Source organism: Psychrobacter sp. YP14, from assembly GCF_003209315.1.
Taxonomy (GTDB): Bacteria; Pseudomonadota; Gammaproteobacteria; order Pseudomonadales; family Moraxellaceae; genus Psychrobacter; species Psychrobacter raelei.
On record NZ_CP029789.1, the window covers coordinates 1,250,691 to 1,271,567 of the forward strand.

A 20,877-nucleotide genomic window follows, 5' to 3' on the forward strand; every position below is an offset into this window, starting at 1 on the left:
ACGGAGAAAAAGATGGGGTTGTTGGATGCTTACATTTCTGCAACGTATAGCCCTTTGCTACGGTAGTATGCGCTAAGCTCAGTCTCTGATAGTCTGCTGGTCTCTATGATGGTGGCAAGCTTGGCTTCGCTTGACTTGACCAATTGTCAGGGGTGTTCTTATTTCCAGGCATGGGCTGTCCTTGTTCGCGGGCTTTATTACGCCAATTATATAGGGTCTGTAATCCTATGCCTTCACTTCTTGCAACTTCTGCTACGCTCTTGTTCATCGGTGGCGATAGTTTGCTTAATATGATTTGTTTTCTCTCTTAACTGTATCTTGACATCTCCATTCCTTGTCGCTCCCTTTACATTGTTTTAGGGGTTAAAACTATCGTCACATAGGGGAATAGTGTGGGGTAAATACACCGAAATTTTGACCAAAAAAAGCCCAGTAGCACTGTCTGGAGAGCAGCGACTGGGCGAAGGAAAGAGTTTTATAGTTCTAGTTGTTGTTATAATATTATTTTGTATTGTAATAAGTAACAATCAGCGGTGTTTTTAAGTGGATTAAGCCAATTGCTTCAAGCTATCCTTAGTCTTATTTAGATAAACTTTCACGGCCATGCGGCGTCATAAAGTCAATCTCTGGGCCAACCGGTACGATTAAGGTTGGGTTAATGGTGTCATGGCTACCATAATAGTGGGTCTTGATATGGTCCATGTTCACAGTGTCGGCAACGCCAGGCACTTGATACAGGTCACGTAAGTAGCCCCAAAGGTTTGGATAATCTACGATACGTTTGATGTTGCATTTAAAGTGACCGACATACACAGGGTCAAAGCGCACTAAGGTTGTGAATAAGCGCCAATCAGCTTCTGTGATGGTGTCACCAGTCAGATAACGATTTTTTTCAAGTCGAGCCTCAATGGTATCTAAGGCCTTAAATAAATCAACAACCGCTTCTTCATAGGCCTCTTGAGTGGTAGCAAAGCCTGATTTATAAACACCATTATTGATGTTTGGATAGATGTAGTCGTTTAACTCATCAATCTCGCTACGCAGCGCCTCTGGTAAGAAGTTCACGTCTTTGTTTGCGCCCACTTCATCAAAGGCTGAGTTAAACATGCGAATGATTTCAGAGGATTCGTTGCTCACAATGGTGTTGTTCTTTTTATCCCAAAGCACAGGTACGGTCACGCGGCCTGTATAATCTGATTTGGCTTTGGTATAGATTTGATGCATGTAATCTGCATTAAAGATTGGGTCTGGGATAACGCCTTCACCCTCATTGAAGGTCCAGCCGTGCTCATGCATTAAAGGATGCACCGCAGAGACTGAAATCATGTCCTCTAAGCCTTTTAGCTTACGATAAATTAGAGTGCGATGCGCCCAAGGGCAAGCCAGTGAGACATACAAATGATAACGATTAGGCTCAGCCTTAAAGCCCTCAATACCACTTGGTCCGGCACTGCCGTCTACGGTTACCCAGCTTCTAAATCTTGAAATGTCTCTTTGGAAGCGGCCGCCTGTTGCTTCGGTGTCATACCATTGATTTTGCCATTTACCTTCTACTAATAATCCCATATCTTTATGCCTATCAAATGTTATTAAAATTAATTTCTTCTCTTGAAGTGCTAACTTTTATAGTAGATGATTTTTTATAAGCAATAAACAGGCGTTATGGCAATATATTGTTCTTATTTATAGAACAGTTGTGAGTGACATGTCTTTTTTGTTAGTTTTTTAGATACTTTCTCTGTACTCATCGACGAATCATTTTTTAAAATCAGCTGCGTACAAAGTTTGTAGATGAAGACATCAAACCTAGGCGCTCATAATTAGGTATAGTAAGCGTATGTGAAAGGCATCAAGATTTTGTCGAGTCAACACGTGTGCTGTTTTGATATTGCAATTAATCTTCGCTATATGTTGGATTTTTAGTGTCGCTCATGTACGATAACGCCTTACGAACCTATACCCTGATATGAGATCGCTCCTATGTCGCTTAATGAAACTTCGGCACTGGCTTCAGCCAACGCCACCGAAAAAAAGTCGCTGCTACAGATTCGTGGGCTAAACAAAGCCTATGATGATACTCAGATTCTAAAAAGTATCGACTTAGATATTTATGATGGCGAGTTTTTAACTTTGCTGGGGCCTTCAGGCTGTGGTAAGACCACACTACTGCGCCTCATAGGCGGCTTTGAAATGCCGGATACGGGCTCTATGCAGTTAGATGGGGTCGATATCACCCATCTACCCGCTGAAAAACGCCCAATTAATACCGTGTTTCAGCAGTATGCACTATTTCCGCATATGAATGTGTATGACAATATCGCGTATGGTTTGAAGCTTAAAAAAGTGCCCAAAGCTGAGATTGATACTCGGGTAAAAGAGGCGCTAAAAATGGTACAGCTTGAGCATACCATAAATCGTCGCCCACAAGACTTATCAGGGGGGCAGCAGCAGCGTATTGCAATTGCGCGTGCGGTGGTTAACCGTCCTAAAATGCTACTGCTTGATGAGCCTTTGTCTGCGCTTGATGCTAAGATGCGGGTGCAGATGCAATCTGAGCTTAAGCGCTTGCAGCGAGAGCTTGGTATTACCTTCGTATTCGTAACTCACGACCAAGAAGAAGCCTTATCGATGTCTGATCGTATTGCGGTAATGAAAGCTGGCGAGTTTCAACAGATTGATTCACCCATTCGTATTTATGAAACCCCAGCTAACTTATTTACTGCCAACTTTATCGGTGAGACCAACTTATTTAAAGCTCGTGTGCTAGAGGTGGCTGATAAACACATAAAAGTAGAGGTCACTGAGCAAAAAGAGGGCTTTCATCCGATACGTGAGTTGCCGCGTCCAAAATTTGCGGTGCAAGTGGGACAAAGCATTAACCTATTGCTACGCCCAGAGGATATTCGCGTTTATTACCTCAATGAAGGTCATGAAGGTTTGGTCGGGCACGTGATCGATAGTGCTTATAAAGGCAGTACCTTAGACTCTGTGATTCGTCTGCAAAATGGCAATGTGGTTAAGGCTTCTGAGTATTTCAACGAAGATGATCCCAATTTTAACTATAAATTGGGCCAAGAGGTGCGTGTAGACTGGGTTGATGGCTGGGAGTGGATTTTACCTGATGAATAAATCAACATTATCTAATGCCATTAGTCACAGCAAAAATAATGGCCGCCTATTTCAGCGGGTCACCTTATTTGTAATTTGGGCCTGGCTGGTTATTTTTGCATTATTGCCCAATATATTGGTGGTACTAGCAAGCTTTTTAACCCGCGATGAAGATAAGTTCTTGGCAATGCCATTAACGGTTGAGAACTACTTACGCTTCATCGACCCATTGTACGTCAAAGTTTTTTTGCATTCGTTAAGTATGGCGGCCATTACCACCTTGATTTGTCTGCTGTTAGGCTATCCTTTTGCATGGCTGATTAGCCGAGTATCAAAAAAATGGCAGTCGTTTTTAATGCTATTGTTAATTATTCCATTTTGGACCAACTCACTGGTGCGCTTGTATGCTGTAAAGCTGATTTTGGCGGCCAACGGGCTGTTAAGCTCAGCACTGATTGGAGCTGGGCTGATTAACGAGCCACTACAGATTTTATATACCCAAAAGGCGGTCATCGGCGGACTGGTGTATCTGTTATTTCCATTTATGGTATTGCCGCTGTATGCAGTATTTACCGATTTGCGAGACGACATTGTACTGGCTTCAAAGGACTTGGGCGCCAATAAGTTTCAAACCTTTTGGCACGTTATATTGCCATTGACCACGCCCGGTATTATCTCAGGGGTGCTGCTGGTATTACTGCCGGCGATGGGGATGTTCTATGTGGCTGATATCTTAGGCGGTTCACGTAACTTGTTGGTGGGTAATATTATTAAGTCGCAGTTTTTGGATGCACGCGACTGGCCGTTTGGCGCTGCAGCGAGTGTGCTGTTGACCTTAACGATGGCAATATTGATTGCCGCTTATTACGCCAGCAGCAAACGCATTGGCAAAACTGATCATAATGAAGTGGCATAGGGGAGTTGTATGAGTAGTTCAATGAAGTGGCTGTCTCGCCTCTATTTAACCCTAATGTATTTGATTATGTTTGCGCCAATTATGGTCATGGTGGTGTTCTCATTTAACGCCTCCAAGATTGGTTATCACTGGGGCGGCTTTAGTTTACATTGGTATCATGAGTTGTTTAGCAATGAGGCTATGATTCAAGCGGCCATTAATTCAGTGTTGTTGGCAGTGGTTGCGGCGACGGTTACCACAGTGATTGGCGGGCTTACCGCATTGTCTTTTCAGCGCTATGACTTTAAGGGTAAAAGCGTACTGCAAAGCTTATTGTTTGTGCTGATGATGTCGCCTGAGATTGTGCTGGCCATCTCGCTATTGGCACTGTTTTTAATCATAGGTATTGAGCTGGGCTTTATAACCTTGTTATTAGCGCACATTACCTTTTGTCTGCCTTTTGTGGTGATTACCGTATCAGCCCGATTATCGAGTATGGACAATAGTGTATTGGAAGCCGCCCGTGACTTGGGTGCCAGTGAATTTACCATGATTCGTACGGTACTGTTGCCCATTATCCTGCCTGCGGTATTGGCCGGCTGGGTATTGGCCTTTACTTTATCGCTGGATGATGTGGTGGTGTCTACTTTCAATACCGGTGCCAACTTTGAGATTTTACCGCTACAAATTTATTCTATGGTGCGGGTCGGGGTGAAGCCTGAGGTCAATGCGGTGGGTACCTTATTATTGGCCATTTCACTGGTGGGCTTGGTCATCTCTCAATTACTACTTCTTAAAAAACGTTAAGGATTTATGATGGCTAATAACAACTTATTCTCACGCCGACGTTTTTTGGGAATGACAGGTGCAGGTTTGGTTGGCTTATCGGGACTGGGTCTAGCCGGCTGTCAGCGCTCTAATATCGACACTGATACCGCCGATTTGGCCAATACCGCGCGTGGTAACGTGGTCAAGGTCTATAACTGGACCGAGTACATTTCAGACAGTGTGCTAAAAGGCTTTACCCAAGAGACGGGCATCGAGGTCATTTATAGTACCTTTGACTCCAATGAGGCCATGTATGCTAAGCTAAAATTGATGAATGGCAGCGGCGATTATGATGTGATATTTCCAGGTACAGACTTTGTCGATAAGATGCGCAAAGAGAGTATGCTTGAGGTCATAGATCATAATAAGCTCAGTAATTTTGGTAATTTAAGTCCTACCTTCTTAGATGCCTCGTTTGACCCACAAAACAAATTTAGTGTGCCCTATCTGTGGGGCTCATCTGGGATTGCAGTCAATAAATCCCGTATTGATATTAACAGTATCACCTCTTGGAATGACTTATGGCGTCCTGAATTTGAGGGCCGGGTGATGCTAATGAATGATTTGCGTGATGTGTTTACCATGGGGCTATTAACCTTAGGTTATCCCGCCACCACTCATGACCCTAAGCACATTGAAGCGGCATACCAAAAGCTGTCAAAGCTTATGCCCAACGTGCGCACCTTTAACTCAGATGCACCGCGTATGCCGTTTATGGAAGGGGAGACGTATCTGGGGCTTGCCTGGAATGGTGAGGTGATTATGGCGCAAGATCAGGGCATGCCTGAGCTTGATTTTGTGTATCCCAAAGAAGGGGTGATTATGTGGATGGATAACATGTCCATTCCCAAAAATGCCAAAAACCGCGAAAATGCCTACGCCTTTATCGACTATCTACTGCGCCCAGACAATGCCGCCATTATTAGTGAAGAGATCGGTTACGGCTCACCTAATGAAAGCGCCAAGAAGCTGATGCCTGCAGATATTGCCAATAACCAAATTATCTATCCTCCCGATGACTTACTTGGTCACGCTTTGTTCCGAGAAGATGTTGGCGATACCACAATGGCCTTGTATCAAAAATATTGGGACCGACTCAAGGTCGATATGTAGGCCGGCATAATGAGCGCTTTATCCCATCTGCTTAATCACCATTGGCGCTTATTAGTCAGCTTACTAATAGGTGCCCTGATGGGTGGCGTGGTCCACCTAACGTGGCACGTCTCATTGAGTGCGGCACTGATTATCGGTTGGGATATCACCGTGCTATCATTTATTGCCAGCATTATTGTGATGATGAGACATGATACCCTGCATAAGCATTTAAGCAGTACTCGGCAAAGCACCTTTTTTATTTTATCTTTAATCACAGTCTCAAGCTTCATCTGTGTCTATGCCATCGCTCGGCAAACTCAGTTGGCTGAGACTTATAAAGATATCACATTAGTACTGAGCCTGATTTTGACCATAGCCACTATTTTTATTGCCTGGTTGATGATTCAAGTGGTATTTGCGCTGCAGTATGCTTATTTGTATTTTTCTGAACAACAAAAAGGCCAACGCTTGCCGCTGGCCTTTCCTGAAATGAGCTTGGATATAGATAAAAGTACACCCAGTACCAGCGAGCCACCTAAATATGTCGATTTTTTTTACTGTGCTGTGGCAATAGGCACCTCTGGGCAAACGGCAGATGTTACGTTTACTTCCCTTAAAGGCCGCAAATTGGCCATATTACACTCAATTATTGCCTTTGCTTTTAACCTTAGTATTATTGCGTTACTGATTAATATCATTGCCGCCTATTTATAAGGCCGATGGGATAAGATCGATGGGTGATATGGCCGGTGCTGTTATTCATCTAGCTGATATTATTGTGTTTAGTTTATCGATGCCAAAAGCGCCGCTAGTGGCTTAAGAGTTGAGTGCCTGCTGGCAAGCCTCAGCCAAATAAGGGTCTATGCTGTCTTGACCCATAAGCCATTTTAGATAACCTGCGCCATCAGAGCTTGCGGCTAACTCAGTAATGGCTTGGCCTTTATATTTACCAAAGCTTAAGTGAGTAGGGATGCGCGCCATTTCGCTAAATTGATACAAGCTTTCAACATCTGTAATGTTATGACCTTGGCTATTGGCAAGCTCAATTAAGCTGCCAAGTACTAGCTGGGTAAAATAGATGTCATAAATAGCAGCGTGCGCGTGCTTGGCTTGCTCGCGTGCCACTTGACGGTGAAAGTGATACAGCAGTGATACCAGTTTATGACTCTCAAGAGTCGGCAGTAGATAGCTTGACATTGCTTTGGTACAAATGAGCTTGGGCGTGTGGGTGACGCCGGCATTTTTTAGTACCGCCATATCATAGTCTATGTTATGGCCGACTAGGTATTCGACGCTGTTTGGCAAACGAAACTCTGTGTGTGGCGGTTCATGAGCCACATCCTCATCACAAATGTGTGAGGTCGCCATAGAGCCCAAGCTTATCGGTTTTAGTGGATTGAAGCGCTTGGATCGGGGGGCTTGGATAACCTCGATTTTTGCATTATTAATGGCAATAATGCTATAGGCCGCTTCCGTCATATGTGGATCTACCAGCCCTGTGGTTTCGGTGTCTAAAATATAAGTGGTCATAATAAATAGGCCTAAGTTTGATTTACTACATTATAATGACAAATCAAGCTAAGGTGATGACATCTTTATCAATTTGTTGCCACGAGCAGTGCTCTCAAAGACAAGATCAACGGTTACTCTAACCGCTGGTTTATACAATTTATACTAAAATAGCCTTGCCTAGTTCAGTTGTTTTTGGCAAATAACACCAGGCCTAAGATAATGATCGCCACGCCCACTAAGCCAAGCGCAGAAGGTAGAGCATTGTTTAATAAAAACATACCGCCAATTAAAGCAAAGATAACCTCGCTGGCTTGAGTGGCATCCACGCCGGCCACTTCACTGGATGTTTTGGCCTCTTCACGGGCATACAAAAATAGTCCTGTGGCTACCACACCTGCCAATAATGCCACCAAAAAAGTATTAAAAACCTGAGAAGCGGCAGGTAAAGGGGGCTGTATGATCACTGCCAGAATCAACCAAAAGGGTAGGCTACCGAGCGTCATTAGCCATATTTTATTAAATGAGCTTTGCAGCAGTAAGGTATCAAATGAGGGGATTTTAGCAGTAAGATAACGAGTGACCCGGCTATCCGTAACAGGGTGCGTCTTCGCATTATTATGAGCACCAGTACCAGTACCAGTACCAGTATCAGTGCCAGTATCAGTGCCAGTATCAGTGCCAGTAGCTACTAATAGCTCCTCTGCTGCCATATCTGCATAAAAAGCAGAGAACAGCTTAGCATTGGAGGAAGCTTGCCATACCAGCTGATTACCAAGCGGGTAGCTAAACGCGGCGATGAGTGCTGGCAGGGCACCATACACTAAGATGTCAAACAAGGGCGCTTGGTTTTGAGTATCGGCATTTAGGCCTTCGCTTAAATTAACTAACACCACCCCTAAAAAGATTAAAAAAGCGTACACAAATATCTTTTTCTCAAAGCGCTGACCAAATGCCATTAAGATAAATAAACTGCTCACCACAGTAAACATAAAGGTGGCTGCGACCACCCAACCACTGACGTGATCAGCGGCATAACAGATGCCGGCATAAAATATACCAAAGCCAATACCACCTGTGATGCACCAAAACATAGGGTTTCTCAGAAACAGCTCAGTCAGCTGTTTAAGGCGTCCCATGCCGTGCTGAGCGATAATAATGGCCGAGACTAGCAGCAGCATAAACACATAGCGTAAACTGGCAGACCAAAACCAGTGTCCACCAACACTACTCATCAGCTCATTGATGACAAAGGTTGAGCTAAAAAATGCCCCTGCTAAAAGCCCCAATAATATCAGTTTTACCACTATAGCCCATCCTGGTTGTTTATGTCGTTTATGACAGTTTATCTGACTTTTGGCCAACTGCAATAGCTGGCTTAAATCAAATAAAAAATAAGCAGGCCAAACTAAAATATTACCAATATAAAATCTGCAACAGTGCGTAATGGGAAAGTTTTTTATAATAAAATAAGCTTAAAATTCGCCATATTGAAAGCTAAATTGACATTAAAGAAAATTAGGTTAAAGAGGAAGTTATGGAACAACAAATTAGCGAGCTTGAACAACAGCGTTTTAACTATTTACTAAATAAACAGTATGATGAGTTTGCTGCACTGTGTGATGCCGATTTACGCTATGTGCACAGCAGTGGTGCGATGGATGACTTGTCTTCGTATTTACAAAAACTTAAGTCTGGGTTCTATGAGTATCAACAGCTTGATTATGAGATCAATCAGGTCATCGATATGCAGGATTATGTTATGGTTACCGGTGACTTTTATGCGCAGGTCTTAGTTGATGGCCAGCCTATCTCTTTGAAAAACCGCGCCCTCTGTATTTGGAAAAAGCGGGGTGATGAGTTTAAGTTTTTTATGTATCAGGGCACGCCTTTTACTAAGTGATTTAACTGTGAGCTTCGGCTCATAGGTTGGTCTTTAAATATATGGGATATTATCTCATCTTTTAAATGACAAAAATTTTAATGCTAAAATAGACATCTAAAAAATTATCTGTAAGCTAAGCGCCGCGTCCATTTATCCTAGCGCAACAGGAACGTTATTATGCTCGTTTTGCAAAAACCCAATGCATTTAAGATACTGTTTACGCTACGTGGCTCCATTATTCCTCATATTTATCCCCAAGTACTGTTTATCATTTTAATCAGTACCATAATCTCCGCAGTTCAACACTGGATTCCAAGCTCGTTTTCTTCTTATAGTGCCGCGCCTTTTACCCTTATGGGGATAGCTTTGTCCTTGTTTTTGGGATTTCGCAACAATGCCAGTTATCAGCGTTGGTGGGAGGCTCGAACCTTGTGGGGCCAGCTGGTATATGAGTCGCGCAGCTTTACCCGTCAAGTGATGTCTTTTATCGATGACACACAACCAGGCGCTCAACAGGCGCAGCATACGATGGTGAATCTGACCATAGCTTTCACACATGCGCTGCGTCATAGGCTGCGTAAGAGCTCACCTTGGGCGGATGTTGAGAGGTTTGTGGCACCTGAGTATCACGCTGGTATGCGTGAAGCTGGCAATTTACCTGAGTATTTATTGAGATTACTGGGCCAACAGCTGGGCGCTTGCCGGCGAGACAACCTTACCTCAGATCTTATGATCCAAAACATGGATGATAGACTGACCTCATTAACTGTGGTGCTATCAGCCTGTGAGCGTATTGATAAGACGCCGCTGCCACTTGCCTATACGTTACTGGTGCATCGAACCACGTATCTGTACTGCTTCATGTTGCCTTTCGGGCTGGCCACCTCGCTAGGCTGGGTGACGCCCTTTGTCTGTGGTGTGATTGCCTATACCTTTTTTGGTTTAGATGCGCTCAATGAAGAAATAACAGACCCCTTTGGCGAAGCGGCCAATCAACTGCCTTTAACCACTTTATCACGCACCATTGAGCGAAATTTGCTTGAAGCACTGGGCGAGGATAATCTTCCCCCTGAACTGCTGCCTGAGAATGGTTACCTGCCTTAATCATTAAACAGTCAGCATAATCAAGCAACCCGCTTAATAGCAACTACTCTGATTCTAATTATAAAAATGTGGATATAAGTAATTTTAAAAATATATTTTAAATTATAAGCCATACCCCCTTCCAAATCTCAGTGTACATCTGTTATATTATCCAGCGCAGCTTCAGTATGAGGTATGCGTACAGATGCCTGTACTCTGTATTGAGTGTTACTAAAAACAAAAAACAAACTAATAGGGAAGTTATCATGGCTTTATCACAATTTTTTATCACCGATCGCCGTAAAACCACCCACTTCAGGGGGCGGATATAAGGCGACACACACTGTCGTGATTAGTACTTAAAGTATTGCAAGTTAAAATTAACCTCGCCATACTAACCCTATGAAAACACTCAAGCTACGCATCAAAGACAAACATGCAAACCAGCTAAACAAACTAGCTGGGAGTGTTAACTATGCGTGGAACTATGTTAATGTGTTAAGCTTTGAGCATTTAAGACGCACAGGTAAGTACTTTTCGGCCTATGATTTAAGCCAATACACCAAAGGCAGTGGAGAGTATTTAGGCTTGCACTCGCAAACTTTGCAAGCCATTAACGAAACTCATGCCAAATCTCGTAAGCAGTTTAAAAAAGCCAAACTTAATTGGCGAACCAACCGACCCGATGCCAAACGCAAATCGCTTGGTTGGATACCTTTTAAAAAGTCTGCTATCAAGTATCTACATACCAGACAAACGGGGAAGAAAGCACTGAAATCAACCATACAGCTATCGCTCTGTAAAGGTCAAAAGCTTATCATAGACGTATTCGATAGCTACAATTTGTCTTTGTATCAAATCAATACGCTTGAGATAGTGCAAGACAGCCGTAATCGTTGGTATGCCTGTATTACCGTCAAAGATTTTCCTAGACAAGCAAGTGGCAAAGGCAGCGTTGGTATTGACTTAGGCTTAAAGCAGTCTGCTACCACCTCAAACGGTGACAAGCTGACAACCAAACAAACGCAAAAGTGGGCTAAAAAGCTTGCAATAGCTCAAAGAGCGAAAAACAAACAGCGAGTCAAAGCAATCCATGCCAAAATTAAAAACTCAAGATTAGATGCAATACACAAATTCACCACCCAATTAGTTAAGGATAATGCCTTAATTGTGGTTGGTGATGTTAAATCACGCTCATTTACCAATTCGATGACCAACCTAGCTAAATCAACATACGATGCAGGATGGTTTGAACTCAAAAGACAACTGGAATATAAATGCAAGTATGCAGGTTGTCAGCTTGAAATAGTGAATGAGAGTTACACTACCCAAACCTGTTCGCACTGTCTTAAAATAAGTGATAGTAGTCCAAAAGGTAGAGCAGGTCTTGGAATAAGGGGATGGAGGTGTGCTGAGTGTGGCACATGGCATGATAGAGATATCAATGCTGCTAAGAACATCCTTGCGGTCGGGCTTGACCGTCTAGTTGTAGCAATCCCCTCGGTTTAGCGAGGGGAGGAAGTCAAGCCTTCTAATAACTTAATTGGGGAAGGCGCATTAGAAAAAGGTCTTGAGCAGTTGGCAAGATTTAATTGCAAAAAAGTATTTGTTGTAACCGATAAGATTCTGGAAGAAATTGGGGTCGTAAAGCAGATTACGGGGCCGCTAGAATCAAAGGGCATCGAGATTAAGCTGTTCACCGAGGTTCAGCCCAACCCCACTGTGGCAAACGTCGAAGCAGGTCTGACTGAGCTAAAAACATTCGAGGCAGACTTAATGATTTCTCTTGGTGGCGGATCAGTGCATGACTGCGCTAAAGCGATAGCTGTCGTGGCTACCAATGGTGGCAAGATTCAAGACTATGAAGGATTAGATAAGTCTAGCAAGCCGACACTGCCTTTGGTGGCCATCAACACCACCGCAGGTACTGCCACTGAGATGACTCGATTCTGTATCATCACCGATGAGTCAACCCACATTAAGATGGCCATTGTTGACAGCAATTTAACGCCCATGCTGTCTATTAACGACTCAGGCATTATGTCTAACATGCCAGCAGGATTGACTGCAGCAACCGGTATGGATGCGTTAACTCACGCTGTTGAGGCCTATGTATCTACCGCGGCCAGTCCCATTACGGATGCTTGCGCTCTAAAGGCCATTGAGCTAATCGCTCAGGCATTACCTACGGCAGTAGTTGAGCCTAAAAACATGCAGGCTCGTGAAGACATGGCCTACGCTCAGTTCTTAGCAGGGATGGCATTTAACAACGCCTCTTTGGGCTACGTGCACGCTATGGCGCACCAGTTAGGTGGTATGTATGACTTACCGCATGGGGTGTGTAATGCACTGCTATTGCCACATGTGGAAGCTTTTAACCAATCAGCGGCCAAAGACAGGCTAGATGTGATTGGTAAAGTATTGGGTGATAATAACGCCAATCTTGCTGGTCTAGATACCATTGATGCGATTAAAAAACTGGCAGATATTGTTAATATTCCTAAGTCTTTAAAAGAGCTTGGCGTAAAACGTGAAGATTTCGATGAGCTGGCCACTAATGCCTTAAAAGATGTGTGCGGCCTCACCAACCCAATTCAAGCCACTCATGAACAAATCGTGGGTATCTTTGAAGATGCCTTTGAAGCGCGCTCATAGTCTACTTTCACCCGCTCTTATCAACGTAGCAAATCAGTTATAGGGGGCATATAAAAAGGCAGATTAGACCTAATGGATTAAGTCTCTTCTGCCTTTTATCTTGCCTTTTTTGGGTCATTAAAATTGAGCTGGCGATAATAGGCTCAATTGCAGCACGCGGCTGCTAACTCTTATAGGTATCAGGCACCTCAAAGATAGCCGGTGGCAAAATCACCCTATCTAATCCCCAACATTCAATGGCATTCATATACTCTTCAGGCTCCATATGTGACAAAGAGCGTCTTCGGCTGGGATCATTAGGCGGCGGGTTAATCTCAAAGCCTTGATAGCTCAAAGTGAGTATCTCAGATAAGCCCAGTACCAAGTGTGCCCCATTGAGCGCCACTATCACCACCTTATGCAAGTTGGCATTTTTAATCAGCTCTATAAAGCGATAAGATCTATTGAGGCTCTCATCCTCATTGTTGATCACACTGGGCGGTGTGATAATCACCGGTAGAATACAAAAAAAGTCGTCACCCTCAGGATTATCCATATAACCTTTTAGGCTCAAGTACTGACGGGTATAGAGCACTATAGTGGACTCAAAATTGGCGCACGAGACATCATAGATATACATCAAAGCGATGTACCCTTGGCTTTGGATGATGGTATATTCAAAAGTGGAGAAGTAGGGCGGCCAGTTGGTGGCCAAATTATTCAAAAACCGGTCCACCGCAGCAGGAATTTCGCCTGCATAAGAGTAGGGGTCGATAATATGGCGGCACAGATCCTTAATGTTGCTCAAGTTATGCTTATCAATTTGATGATAAGGTGACGCCAAAACCTCAAAGGGGAATTTAGGAAGGGTGTTATTGAAAAAATCTTCAATAACTAGTTTTTCGTCATATTCATAGTCATGTACTCTCATCGTCATCTCACTTATTAACTTTTAGATGGGTTAAGAACCAATTAACACCAGACCGCAAGGTAAGCGTAAATAGACGGGCCAAAATAGCAAAAATGTCATTTTTTAGCGTCAAACAAGGCCAGCCAAAGCGCTCCTAAAAGCAAGGAGGGGCTGTCTTAGTCAGTTAATTGGTTTATTAAATGAGATGGAGCAACAACTTAAAACGAAGTATTTTTTAATGATAAAGCTAATGATAAAGCGTTTTTTAACTATAACGCGTTACATTACCGGCCAAACCTTAAAAAAGATAACCAGAGATAGTTAACAGCGGCTGATAGCAACATACACATATACGCTTGATCAGCGCTCTAATTTTAACAAAGATTATAAAATAAGCAATAAGCAGTCAGAGAGTTTTTGTTATTGTGGTTTTTGTACTTTGTAATCTTTTGTATTGAGTAAAATTAGCGTACTATCAAGGATATGAAAAGGGTGTCAGATAAATATTTACAAATTTTGGTGTTCAGTATTTTTTAAATAGGAAGTAGGAAGTTATGGCCCATCGCAAAGGACAGCCCTTACCTCAACGCTCTTTAAGAGCCGATATGAAAGCGGTTCTGTGCTATAAGTGGTCGTCAAGCACACGGCATGCGACGCTTATTGGCGGCATTTGCTTATCACTTATGGGGTGCCAGTCTACAGCCGTTTTAAGCGCATCGGCACCGGCGAACTTAATAGACTTCTCAGTCAGCGATCCGGCCCTTACTCAGGCTCAGAGCAAAGCCTTTCAACACACCCTACAGCGCAATCAAGCGGCATATCAACAGCTGTTTGATCAAAGCGCCTTTCCTGATAGCGACACTCAAGCCAAAAATAAGCTTATTAGCGCGTTGCGCCAACATCTGGCTACCGAGCATGTGGCTGTAGCAAAAGCCCGTTATCACCTCACCCCTTTTATTGCTGAGGGCAGTATTGATGCTGGTGCCGACAGTTTATTTAACACGGTATTAGACATTGTTGACTATCAAAACAGTCACGCTGAAGATGAGGCTTATAGTGAGGAGGAGGTGACTGGTGATGATGTCTATTATGATGAGGAAACAAATGCTTATTATTATATAGATGACGCAGGCGAAGTGACTGTTATAGAAGAGGCAGCTGCGGCTGTTGCTGCTGCTGACAGTGATGAGGAGGGGTATGACAGCGATGCGGACGATGGGGCGGCAGATTATGCAGGCTATGAAGAAGGCAGTTTTTTAACCCGTAATAATCCAAAACGTATGTTGGCCACTTACGAAGAGATGCAGGCGGCTAAGCAAGATAATGCCAAATCAGAAGCAGGCATCGGGGGCATGGGGAGCTTAACGGCTTTGCTGAGCATGAGTAAAAAGACACCTGAGCAGGTCGCTGCTGCTAATGCCTATCAGTACCAATACCTTACTCTCAATAGTGTCAGCCAGTACAAGCCAGCAGAGCGCCGGTATAACAGCGTTTACAGCTATGACTATGCAGCGCCGACAGTAAGTGGCACCATACAATTGCCCTTTGCGATAGACTTTAATAACAGCCGTGTGTCTGTTGACCCCTCTGCCTTAATGCCTCTGATGGCACTGGTAGATCCTGAAAACACCCCTTTGCCCGATCAAATGATATCGAAGACAGTCGATTTGGGGTTGCCTGCCAGCATCACCTCACAGATTCCGCCTGCAATCATCTATGATGCCAGCATTGCCGCCATGCAAGACAGTATCGCAGAGCTTGACCCTGAGCTGTTTAGCTTAATCGACATCCAAAACGATGACTTTGCCAAGCAGATTGGGGCAGCCCAAGGTATTAAAGTGTATTTTGGCAGTAAGCAAAGTGGTGAGCTTATTGGCAAAATATTTAAACACATCAGTACGGCATTAGAGCGCTATGTGGATGCGCATCCTGAGGCCTACCCTGACAACCATGGCCTAAAAAATGCCATAAAAAAAGTACAGCTTTATAACAAAGGTTATCAAAGTGGGGATATCGGCTCCCTACTGCAACTGATTGAAGCGGTAGTGCCGATCTCTTTTAATCAGGTTAATTATTATTACCTAGATCAAGCCGGTCACTTATTGGGTAAACAGCAGCGTATCAATCTGGGCAGTGACCTTATTGGGATGCAATCGGCAATGCTCAATCAGATACGCTACGACCACAATAGCTTTAGCCAGCATGCTTTAACCCCACTACTTGAGCAGTCCTTTGGTAGCAAGGCGCCGAAGTCTATCGATGGCAATGCTTGGTTGCAACAGATCAAGCTAAGCAAACAAAAGCAGAGTTTGGCGCAAGCAGCACGAGAAGAGTACTTTTATATCGATGCCACATGTGTCACCCAATATGAGGGCACTGATGATGACGACTATCATGAAGATGAGGCTCATAATGACTGCCGCAAGGATAGCTACGATGAGCACAGTTATGGGCCACAATAAGCCGTTTTGAGTAAAGGCCTTTAAAGCGCTTTATGCGAACCCTTTACAATCTACCTCAATTATCACCCTTATCAGAACTAGGCTATCAAGGACTTCTCATGACGTGCAATACTCATATAAATACAGCATCAAAGCCGGCAGCACAGCGATCAGAGCAAGCGAACACCGCACTGGCTAGACAGCTGCCACGACTCAAAAAACTGCCACGACTCGAAAAACTGCCGCTATCACTGACCTTGCTGGCAGGCAGCCTGTTACTTGCCGGCTGTCAAACCACAGCGCTGCAATCACATAATGATGCATCGCCTATCGAGGCAAAAGCAGCGCTTAAGCAGGCACTACAGAAGCAGCGTACGAGCGCTTATAGCTATCATAGCCAGATTAAAATCAGTCCGGCCATGTCACCTGACACGGTTAACGCTGAGGACTTAGGCGTCACTGACTCTTTAGATACTTACTGCGAAAATACGCATGATCAGGCGTATATGGGTTTACTTGAGCAGGCAGATGGTGCGCAAAAACCTGTGCAATCAGCCCAGTTTGACGCACAAAGACAAGCCATTAAACAGGCTTATATCGCTTGTAGCAAGGCTTATCAAGCGTGGCAATATAATCAGCCTGATGAGTATGATACTGAGAACCAAATCGACTATGAACAAAGTGAGCAGACAGCTGATGAGAGTGTAGCGCTTGATGAGCACGCTATCAAACCGGTCTCTGAGTATTACCAAAACCTGTTTGATAATTATCAGCACAAGCCCACTAAGCTCGATGTCAAAAAAGCCAAACTGCTACAGGCTTATCTATTAAAGCCATCGTCTATCCATGCTCAAGGCAGCTATCAGCCCGCTGCTGGTAAGTTTACGATCCTAATGAGCGCTCAGTATTTTGCCCATAATAATAAAATCTCTATCAATCAGCCGATTTATGTAGATGCCAAGACCGGCAGTATTTATTTATGGGCCGATAATTTTGCGATGTTAACCTCAGAGTATCTAGATACTAAGCTTGGCACCACTTGGCACAATAAATGGCTAAAGCTAACTTTAAATGATGGTACGTTGCCTCAAGGTTTTGCCCAGTCGCTAATCAAAGCGCACTTCCAAGCTTTAGACAGACTGTATGAATCTGCGCCGGTTAACGAGTTTGAACCAGTGGCACCCCGTCAGTTAAATAGACTCTCTGGAGCGTTAACTGAGCAGCAGCTTAGCCTTATGTTGGCCAGCCCACAGGTGATTCGCCGCACCCAAACAATGCAAGATTATTATCAGTCTTATCATGACTATATCCGTACGTTGTATTCTATTCTTAGTGCCAAGTATCCGCAGCTTGTGGCCGAGACTGATGCTGTCAATGTTTCCAATGCTGCCAATACTGATAGCAAGGACAATAGCACTGCTGAGTCGGTAAGGCTAAACGAGGCCACTGGCAATACATTTAGCAGTAAATCCTTGATACAAAAAATGCTCACGTCCATGAGAACTATGATAGACACTGAGTCTGATCAGCTGATATATGGGGTGTATAGCGGTGAAGGTCAGCTGTCTGACGATCAAACGCTTAATCAAAGCGTAGAGCAGCTTTATGGCCTAGCTAATAACGGTCAAATACAGTGGCAGTATCTGCATAATATAACCAGCCAGCCAGACATTGATAGCCTGAGCGTCGATGTGTTTCAGCGTTATTTGCCACTTTCAAAAACACCGCTGGACTTTGTTAACTTGCCGGCCAATATGCAAAAGCCTAATGCCAATAATAGCGTTGATCTAAGACAATATAGTGACGCGTTAACTGAGCGTTATCGCAGTGGTGAAGGGACTGTGATAGGTAGATTGTTATTAAGTCAAATTTTGCAACCAGACTTAGTTGGTCCGCCATTACAAAGCGAGTGATGGAGCAAGGTTAAGTCGTAACAGGTATCTATCTCGGCGTAAGTTTATCTAAGCATAAGTTTATCTAGGCATAAGTTTAATAGTGCCTAAATCTGGCATAAACTAGGGTGGCTAAAATATACATGGTAAACTCCCTAAAAGTACTCACAAAGGTCGCCATCATCTATGCTCAGTCTCATTCAAGACAATCAGCAGCTGTCCTTTTTAATTGGCTTGATTGTATTTGTCATGATATTTTTATGGACGCTGCAGCACTCAGTGATTGAGTATGGCAATAGAGTGCGGACACAGTTATTGGACTATGGCCGCGCTTTGGAAAGAAGATTTGGTATCAAGCAGCGCCTAGCTCAGCTAAAGATCAGTTATCCTAAGCTGTACCATTTTTTTTGGCAGAGACTACATATCGAGCATTTTTATGGCTTGCCTTTGACCGCATTGGTCTTGGTAATGGGCTATGTGTTATCACTATTTGTGGGTCTGGTCGAGGATGTTGTCACCTCAGAGTCTATCGTGGCGATGGATCATTTTGTCTCGCAGCAGATGAGCGTCATGAGTGATTCAGGGGTAATTGATTTTTTTATTCTAATCACCAGCTTGGCCTCCACGCCGATTACCGCCTTGGTCATGGTGCTGACCACGCTATTGTGCTGGCTAGTAGGGCAGCGCTATTTAATTATAGGGCTGCTTATTGCCACCTTGGGCAGCACTGGATTTACTTTTTTAAGCAAAATGCTGTTCCAGCGTGAGCGGCCAATAGATATTTTGCTCCATGAAGCAACCTACTCATTTCCCAGTGGCCATGCCACAATTTGTGTGGCGTTATATGGGTTTATTGCCTATTTGAGCATCCGTTTTAGCACAGATTTTATGAGACAAATACGCATTGGCGCCGTCACCATATTTTTATGTCTCTTAATTGGCCTAAGCCGAATTGTGTTAAACGAGCATTATTTAAGTGATGTGATGGGTGGCTATTTGGTAGGTACATTGTGGCTGACTGTCGCCATTAGCGTGATGGAATGGATAAGCGCAAAAAACAAAATCAACTGGGCGGTTGCTTGGTCGCAGCCACAGCGTCATTTGCTATGGTTTGGCGCCGCCTGCGTACTCATTGGCGCAGTCATTTACGCCAATTTGTCTCAGTTTCCACTTTTGTATTGAGCCGCTTTGGTGATAAAACACAGCGGATATTGTCGTTAAAAAGATAACCTCTACTATGAGGCTTTGTGCTCCCACCAAGGCGCGGTGGGTAGTGTGTCGAGGGTGAAGACTTGGCCGATACGGGGGGTGGCCACTTTGATTCTGTGTTTGTCAGGCTGAGTGCTGTTGTAATTATCGAAGGCAAGTTTGAGTCGTCGAACCGGTTCACGCCAATGATGCACGGACAAATCAAACTTGCCCCAATGGATTGGCAGCACGACTTTTGCCTGAACATCGATGCCAGCTTGCGCCGACTCTTCTGGCATCATATGAACGTTGCGCCAGCTCTGGTTATAAGCGCCATCTTCGATAAAGGCCACATCAAAGCCGCCAAAGCGCTCACCGATTCTGGCAAATTCTTCTGAGTAGCCGCCATCGCCACTAAAGTAGACGCTCAGCTGCTGAGACTGTACCGCCCAGCTCCCCCATAGCGAGGTGTTTTGTCCGGTTAATCGGCGTCCGCTAAAATGCCTAGTGGGCGCAAAGGTGAGCGTAATCTCATCCTTAGATAAAGAGGCGCCGCCAGTGATGCTGGCACTCTCATACCAATCATATTCGCTGATATTGTCCGCCGCCACCCCCCAGCGTATCAGATGCGCTTTTACGCCAAGCGGCACATAAAAATGCCCCACTTTATGCGCCAGTTGTTTAATGGCTTTATGGTCTAAGTGATCATAGTGGTCATGAGAGATAAGCAAGCCATCGATAAAGGGCAGATCCTTTGCCTGCGGCGGGTGTGTCATCTTAAAGGGCTTGCCGCCAATGGGCAACGGAGAGGCACGATGAAAAACTGGGTCGGTCATCAGCAGCTTACCTAAGATGCGAAACAACACAGTTGAGTGCCCAAGCCAGACAAACTCGCCGTCCTTTAATGTAGTGTCTACGTGAGGATTGGTTATCGCTTTGGTTGTCGCTTTGGTTGTTTTTTGCTTTAAATTTAGAGGCACCGTCTCTATGGGATAGCTTGGATTTTTACCCTTAGGAGGAAATAAAAACTGCCACAATAAGCCACCAGATTGAGCGTTTTGTGTCTGTTTTTGAGCGATATAAGGTGCGATATCATTAAGCTTGCCAGCGATAACGGCGCTTGATACCGGCAAGTTAACAAAGGTCTTGCCATTAAAGTTGGGTGAGTTGGCGATTCGCTTGGCTGTATCACTGCTTGGTTTACCGCCAAATGTCGGGGCAAATTGCAAAAATAAGCCTATTAAAACAACGATGGCTAACATCAGGATAAATAACCATTTTAGGATAAGCAGAGCACTGTATAGCATAATGGGTTAATCCTTAGAGACACTAAACTTTGAGAGGCTAAACTTTGAGAGGCTAAGTTAGATACAGCCTTACTGTGTGAAGCTTATCGTTTAGACAAAAAA

16 protein-coding genes and 2 pseudogenes are annotated in these 20,877 nt (G+C 44.1%); 12 read left to right on the forward strand and 6 right to left on the reverse strand.

The window, feature by feature from the left end; translation table 11 throughout:
- Window positions 1-44: 44 nt before the first annotated feature.
- A pseudogene (locus DLE54_RS12105) lies at window positions 45-268 on the reverse strand (transposase); the annotation flags it as partial.
- 311 nt (window positions 269-579) lie between these two features.
- A complete protein-coding gene (locus DLE54_RS05320) occupies window positions 580-1,566 on the reverse strand; it encodes a glutathione S-transferase family protein (RefSeq protein ID WP_110816497.1) in 987 nt (328 codons plus the stop codon).
- Between the two features lie 414 nt (window positions 1,567-1,980).
- Between DLE54_RS05320 and potA the strand changes: the two genes are divergently transcribed.
- Genes potA through DLE54_RS05345 form a run of 5 tightly spaced genes read left to right on the forward strand, consistent with a single transcriptional unit; the run spans window position 1,981 to window position 6,640 of the window.
- On the forward strand, window positions 1,981-3,129 hold the full coding sequence (potA, locus tag DLE54_RS05325; RefSeq protein WP_011960325.1) for a spermidine/putrescine ABC transporter ATP-binding protein PotA: 1,149 nt from the start codon (window positions 1,981-1,983) through the stop codon (window positions 3,127-3,129).
- On the forward strand, window positions 3,122-4,024 hold the full coding sequence (gene potB, locus DLE54_RS05330; RefSeq protein ID WP_197708914.1) for a spermidine/putrescine ABC transporter permease PotB: 903 nt from the start codon (window positions 3,122-3,124) through the stop codon (window positions 4,022-4,024). Before potA ends, potB begins: the two co-directional genes overlap by 8 nt.
- Window positions 4,025-4,033: 9 nt before the next feature.
- Window positions 4,034-4,810 carry a spermidine/putrescine ABC transporter permease PotC gene (gene potC / locus DLE54_RS05335; RefSeq protein WP_011960327.1) on the forward strand — a complete coding sequence of 259 codons (777 nt, stop codon included), beginning with the start codon at window positions 4,034-4,036 and terminating at the stop codon, window positions 4,808-4,810.
- Window positions 4,811-4,819: 9 nt separating this feature from the next.
- Window positions 4,820-5,944: an extracellular solute-binding protein gene (locus tag DLE54_RS05340; protein ID WP_110816498.1), complete on the forward strand. Its 1,125-nt coding sequence runs from the start codon at window positions 4,820-4,822 to the stop codon at window positions 5,942-5,944.
- A gap of 9 nt (window positions 5,945-5,953) precedes the next feature.
- Window positions 5,954-6,640 carry a DUF1345 domain-containing protein gene (locus tag DLE54_RS05345; RefSeq protein WP_110816499.1) on the forward strand — a complete coding sequence of 229 codons (687 nt, stop codon included), beginning with the start codon at window positions 5,954-5,956 and terminating at the stop codon, window positions 6,638-6,640.
- 102 nt (window positions 6,641-6,742) lie between these two features.
- Here DLE54_RS05345 and DLE54_RS05350 read toward each other — a convergent pair whose 3' ends face one another.
- Together DLE54_RS05350 and DLE54_RS05355 are read right to left on the reverse strand one after the other, a co-directional pair.
- A complete protein-coding gene (locus DLE54_RS05350) occupies window positions 6,743-7,456 on the reverse strand; it encodes a 3'-5' exonuclease (RefSeq protein WP_110816500.1) in 714 nt (237 codons plus the stop codon).
- A 164-nt stretch (window positions 7,457-7,620) separates the two neighbouring features.
- Window positions 7,621-8,742: a multidrug resistance efflux transporter family protein gene (locus tag DLE54_RS05355; protein WP_110816501.1), complete on the reverse strand. Its 1,122-nt coding sequence runs from the start codon at window positions 8,740-8,742 to the stop codon at window positions 7,621-7,623.
- A 230-nt stretch (window positions 8,743-8,972) separates the two neighbouring features.
- Here DLE54_RS05355 and DLE54_RS05360 point away from each other — a divergent pair, with 230 nt between their 5' ends.
- The 4 genes and pseudogenes from DLE54_RS05360 to DLE54_RS05375 all read left to right on the forward strand — a co-directional run.
- The gene (locus tag DLE54_RS05360; RefSeq protein ID WP_110816502.1) at window positions 8,973-9,338 is read left to right on the forward strand and encodes a nuclear transport factor 2 family protein; all 366 of its coding nucleotides are present in this window, start codon (window positions 8,973-8,975) and stop codon (window positions 9,336-9,338) included.
- Between the two features lie 159 nt (window positions 9,339-9,497).
- Window positions 9,498-10,424, forward strand: coding sequence for a bestrophin family protein (locus DLE54_RS05365; RefSeq protein ID WP_011960333.1), 927 nt, complete (start codon window positions 9,498-9,500; stop codon window positions 10,422-10,424).
- Window positions 10,425-10,805: 381 nt separating this feature from the next.
- The gene (locus tag DLE54_RS05370) at window positions 10,806-11,912 is read left to right on the forward strand and encodes an RNA-guided endonuclease InsQ/TnpB family protein (protein WP_110816503.1); all 1,107 of its coding nucleotides are present in this window, start codon (window positions 10,806-10,808) and stop codon (window positions 11,910-11,912) included.
- Between the two features lie 18 nt (window positions 11,913-11,930).
- Window positions 11,931-13,058 (forward strand): annotated as a pseudogene (locus DLE54_RS05375) (iron-containing alcohol dehydrogenase); the annotation flags it as partial.
- Window positions 13,059-13,221: 163 nt separating this feature from the next.
- Here DLE54_RS05375 and DLE54_RS05380 read toward each other — a convergent pair.
- Window positions 13,222-13,968: a hypothetical protein gene (locus DLE54_RS05380; protein ID WP_110816505.1), complete on the reverse strand. Its 747-nt coding sequence runs from the start codon at window positions 13,966-13,968 to the stop codon at window positions 13,222-13,224.
- 533 nt (window positions 13,969-14,501) lie between these two features.
- Here DLE54_RS05380 and DLE54_RS05385 point away from each other — a divergent pair.
- The 3 genes from DLE54_RS05385 (at window position 14,502) to DLE54_RS05395 (ending at window position 19,462) form a co-directional block, all read left to right on the forward strand.
- Window positions 14,502-16,409, forward strand: a complete 1,908-nt coding sequence (locus tag DLE54_RS05385) for a hypothetical protein (protein WP_110816506.1) — start codon at window positions 14,502-14,504, stop codon at window positions 16,407-16,409.
- A gap of 98 nt (window positions 16,410-16,507) precedes the next feature.
- Window positions 16,508-18,301: a hypothetical protein gene (locus DLE54_RS05390; protein WP_110816507.1), complete on the forward strand. Its 1,794-nt coding sequence runs from the start codon at window positions 16,508-16,510 to the stop codon at window positions 18,299-18,301.
- 165 nt (window positions 18,302-18,466) lie between these two features.
- Window positions 18,467-19,462: a phosphatase PAP2 family protein gene (locus tag DLE54_RS05395; RefSeq protein WP_110816508.1), complete on the forward strand. Its 996-nt coding sequence runs from the start codon at window positions 18,467-18,469 to the stop codon at window positions 19,460-19,462.
- 53 nt (window positions 19,463-19,515) lie between these two features.
- Here DLE54_RS05395 and DLE54_RS05400 read toward each other — a convergent pair whose 3' ends face one another.
- On the reverse strand, window positions 19,516-20,775 hold the full coding sequence (locus tag DLE54_RS05400) for an MBL fold metallo-hydrolase (RefSeq protein ID WP_197708915.1): 1,260 nt from the start codon (window positions 20,773-20,775) through the stop codon (window positions 19,516-19,518).
- Between the last annotated feature and the right edge of the window lie 102 nt (window positions 20,776-20,877).

What these genes read in the sequence shown, in the direction of transcription:
- DLE54_RS05350 (WP_110816500.1), bottom strand. Translation starts at nt 7,456, where the DNA reads ATGACCACTTATATTTTAGACACCGAAACCACAGGGCTGGTAGATCCA.
- DLE54_RS05360 (WP_110816502.1), top strand. Translation starts at nt 8,973, where the DNA reads ATGGAACAACAAATTAGCGAGCTTGAACAACAGCGTTTTAACTATTTA.
- DLE54_RS05345 (WP_110816499.1), top strand. Translation starts at nt 5,954, where the DNA reads ATGAGCGCTTTATCCCATCTGCTTAATCACCATTGGCGCTTATTAGTC.
- DLE54_RS05400 (WP_197708915.1), bottom strand. Translation starts at nt 20,775, where the DNA reads ATGCTATACAGTGCTCTGCTTATCCTAAAATGGTTATTTATCCTGATG.
- DLE54_RS05385 (WP_110816506.1), top strand. Translation starts at nt 14,502, where the DNA reads ATGGCCCATCGCAAAGGACAGCCCTTACCTCAACGCTCTTTAAGAGCC.
- potA (WP_011960325.1), top strand. Translation starts at nt 1,981, where the DNA reads ATGTCGCTTAATGAAACTTCGGCACTGGCTTCAGCCAACGCCACCGAA.
- DLE54_RS05395 (WP_110816508.1), top strand. Translation starts at nt 18,467, where the DNA reads ATGCTCAGTCTCATTCAAGACAATCAGCAGCTGTCCTTTTTAATTGGC.
- DLE54_RS05390 (WP_110816507.1), top strand. Translation starts at nt 16,508, where the DNA reads ATGACGTGCAATACTCATATAAATACAGCATCAAAGCCGGCAGCACAG.
- DLE54_RS05340 (WP_110816498.1), top strand. Translation starts at nt 4,820, where the DNA reads ATGGCTAATAACAACTTATTCTCACGCCGACGTTTTTTGGGAATGACA.
- DLE54_RS05365 (WP_011960333.1), top strand. Translation starts at nt 9,498, where the DNA reads ATGCTCGTTTTGCAAAAACCCAATGCATTTAAGATACTGTTTACGCTA.
- potB (WP_197708914.1), top strand. Translation starts at nt 3,122, where the DNA reads ATGAATAAATCAACATTATCTAATGCCATTAGTCACAGCAAAAATAAT.
- potC (WP_011960327.1), top strand. Translation starts at nt 4,034, where the DNA reads ATGAGTAGTTCAATGAAGTGGCTGTCTCGCCTCTATTTAACCCTAATG.
- DLE54_RS05320 (WP_110816497.1), bottom strand. Translation starts at nt 1,566, where the DNA reads ATGGGATTATTAGTAGAAGGTAAATGGCAAAATCAATGGTATGACACC.
- DLE54_RS05380 (WP_110816505.1), bottom strand. Translation starts at nt 13,968, where the DNA reads ATGAGAGTACATGACTATGAATATGACGAAAAACTAGTTATTGAAGAT.
- DLE54_RS05370 (WP_110816503.1), top strand. Translation starts at nt 10,806, where the DNA reads ATGAAAACACTCAAGCTACGCATCAAAGACAAACATGCAAACCAGCTA.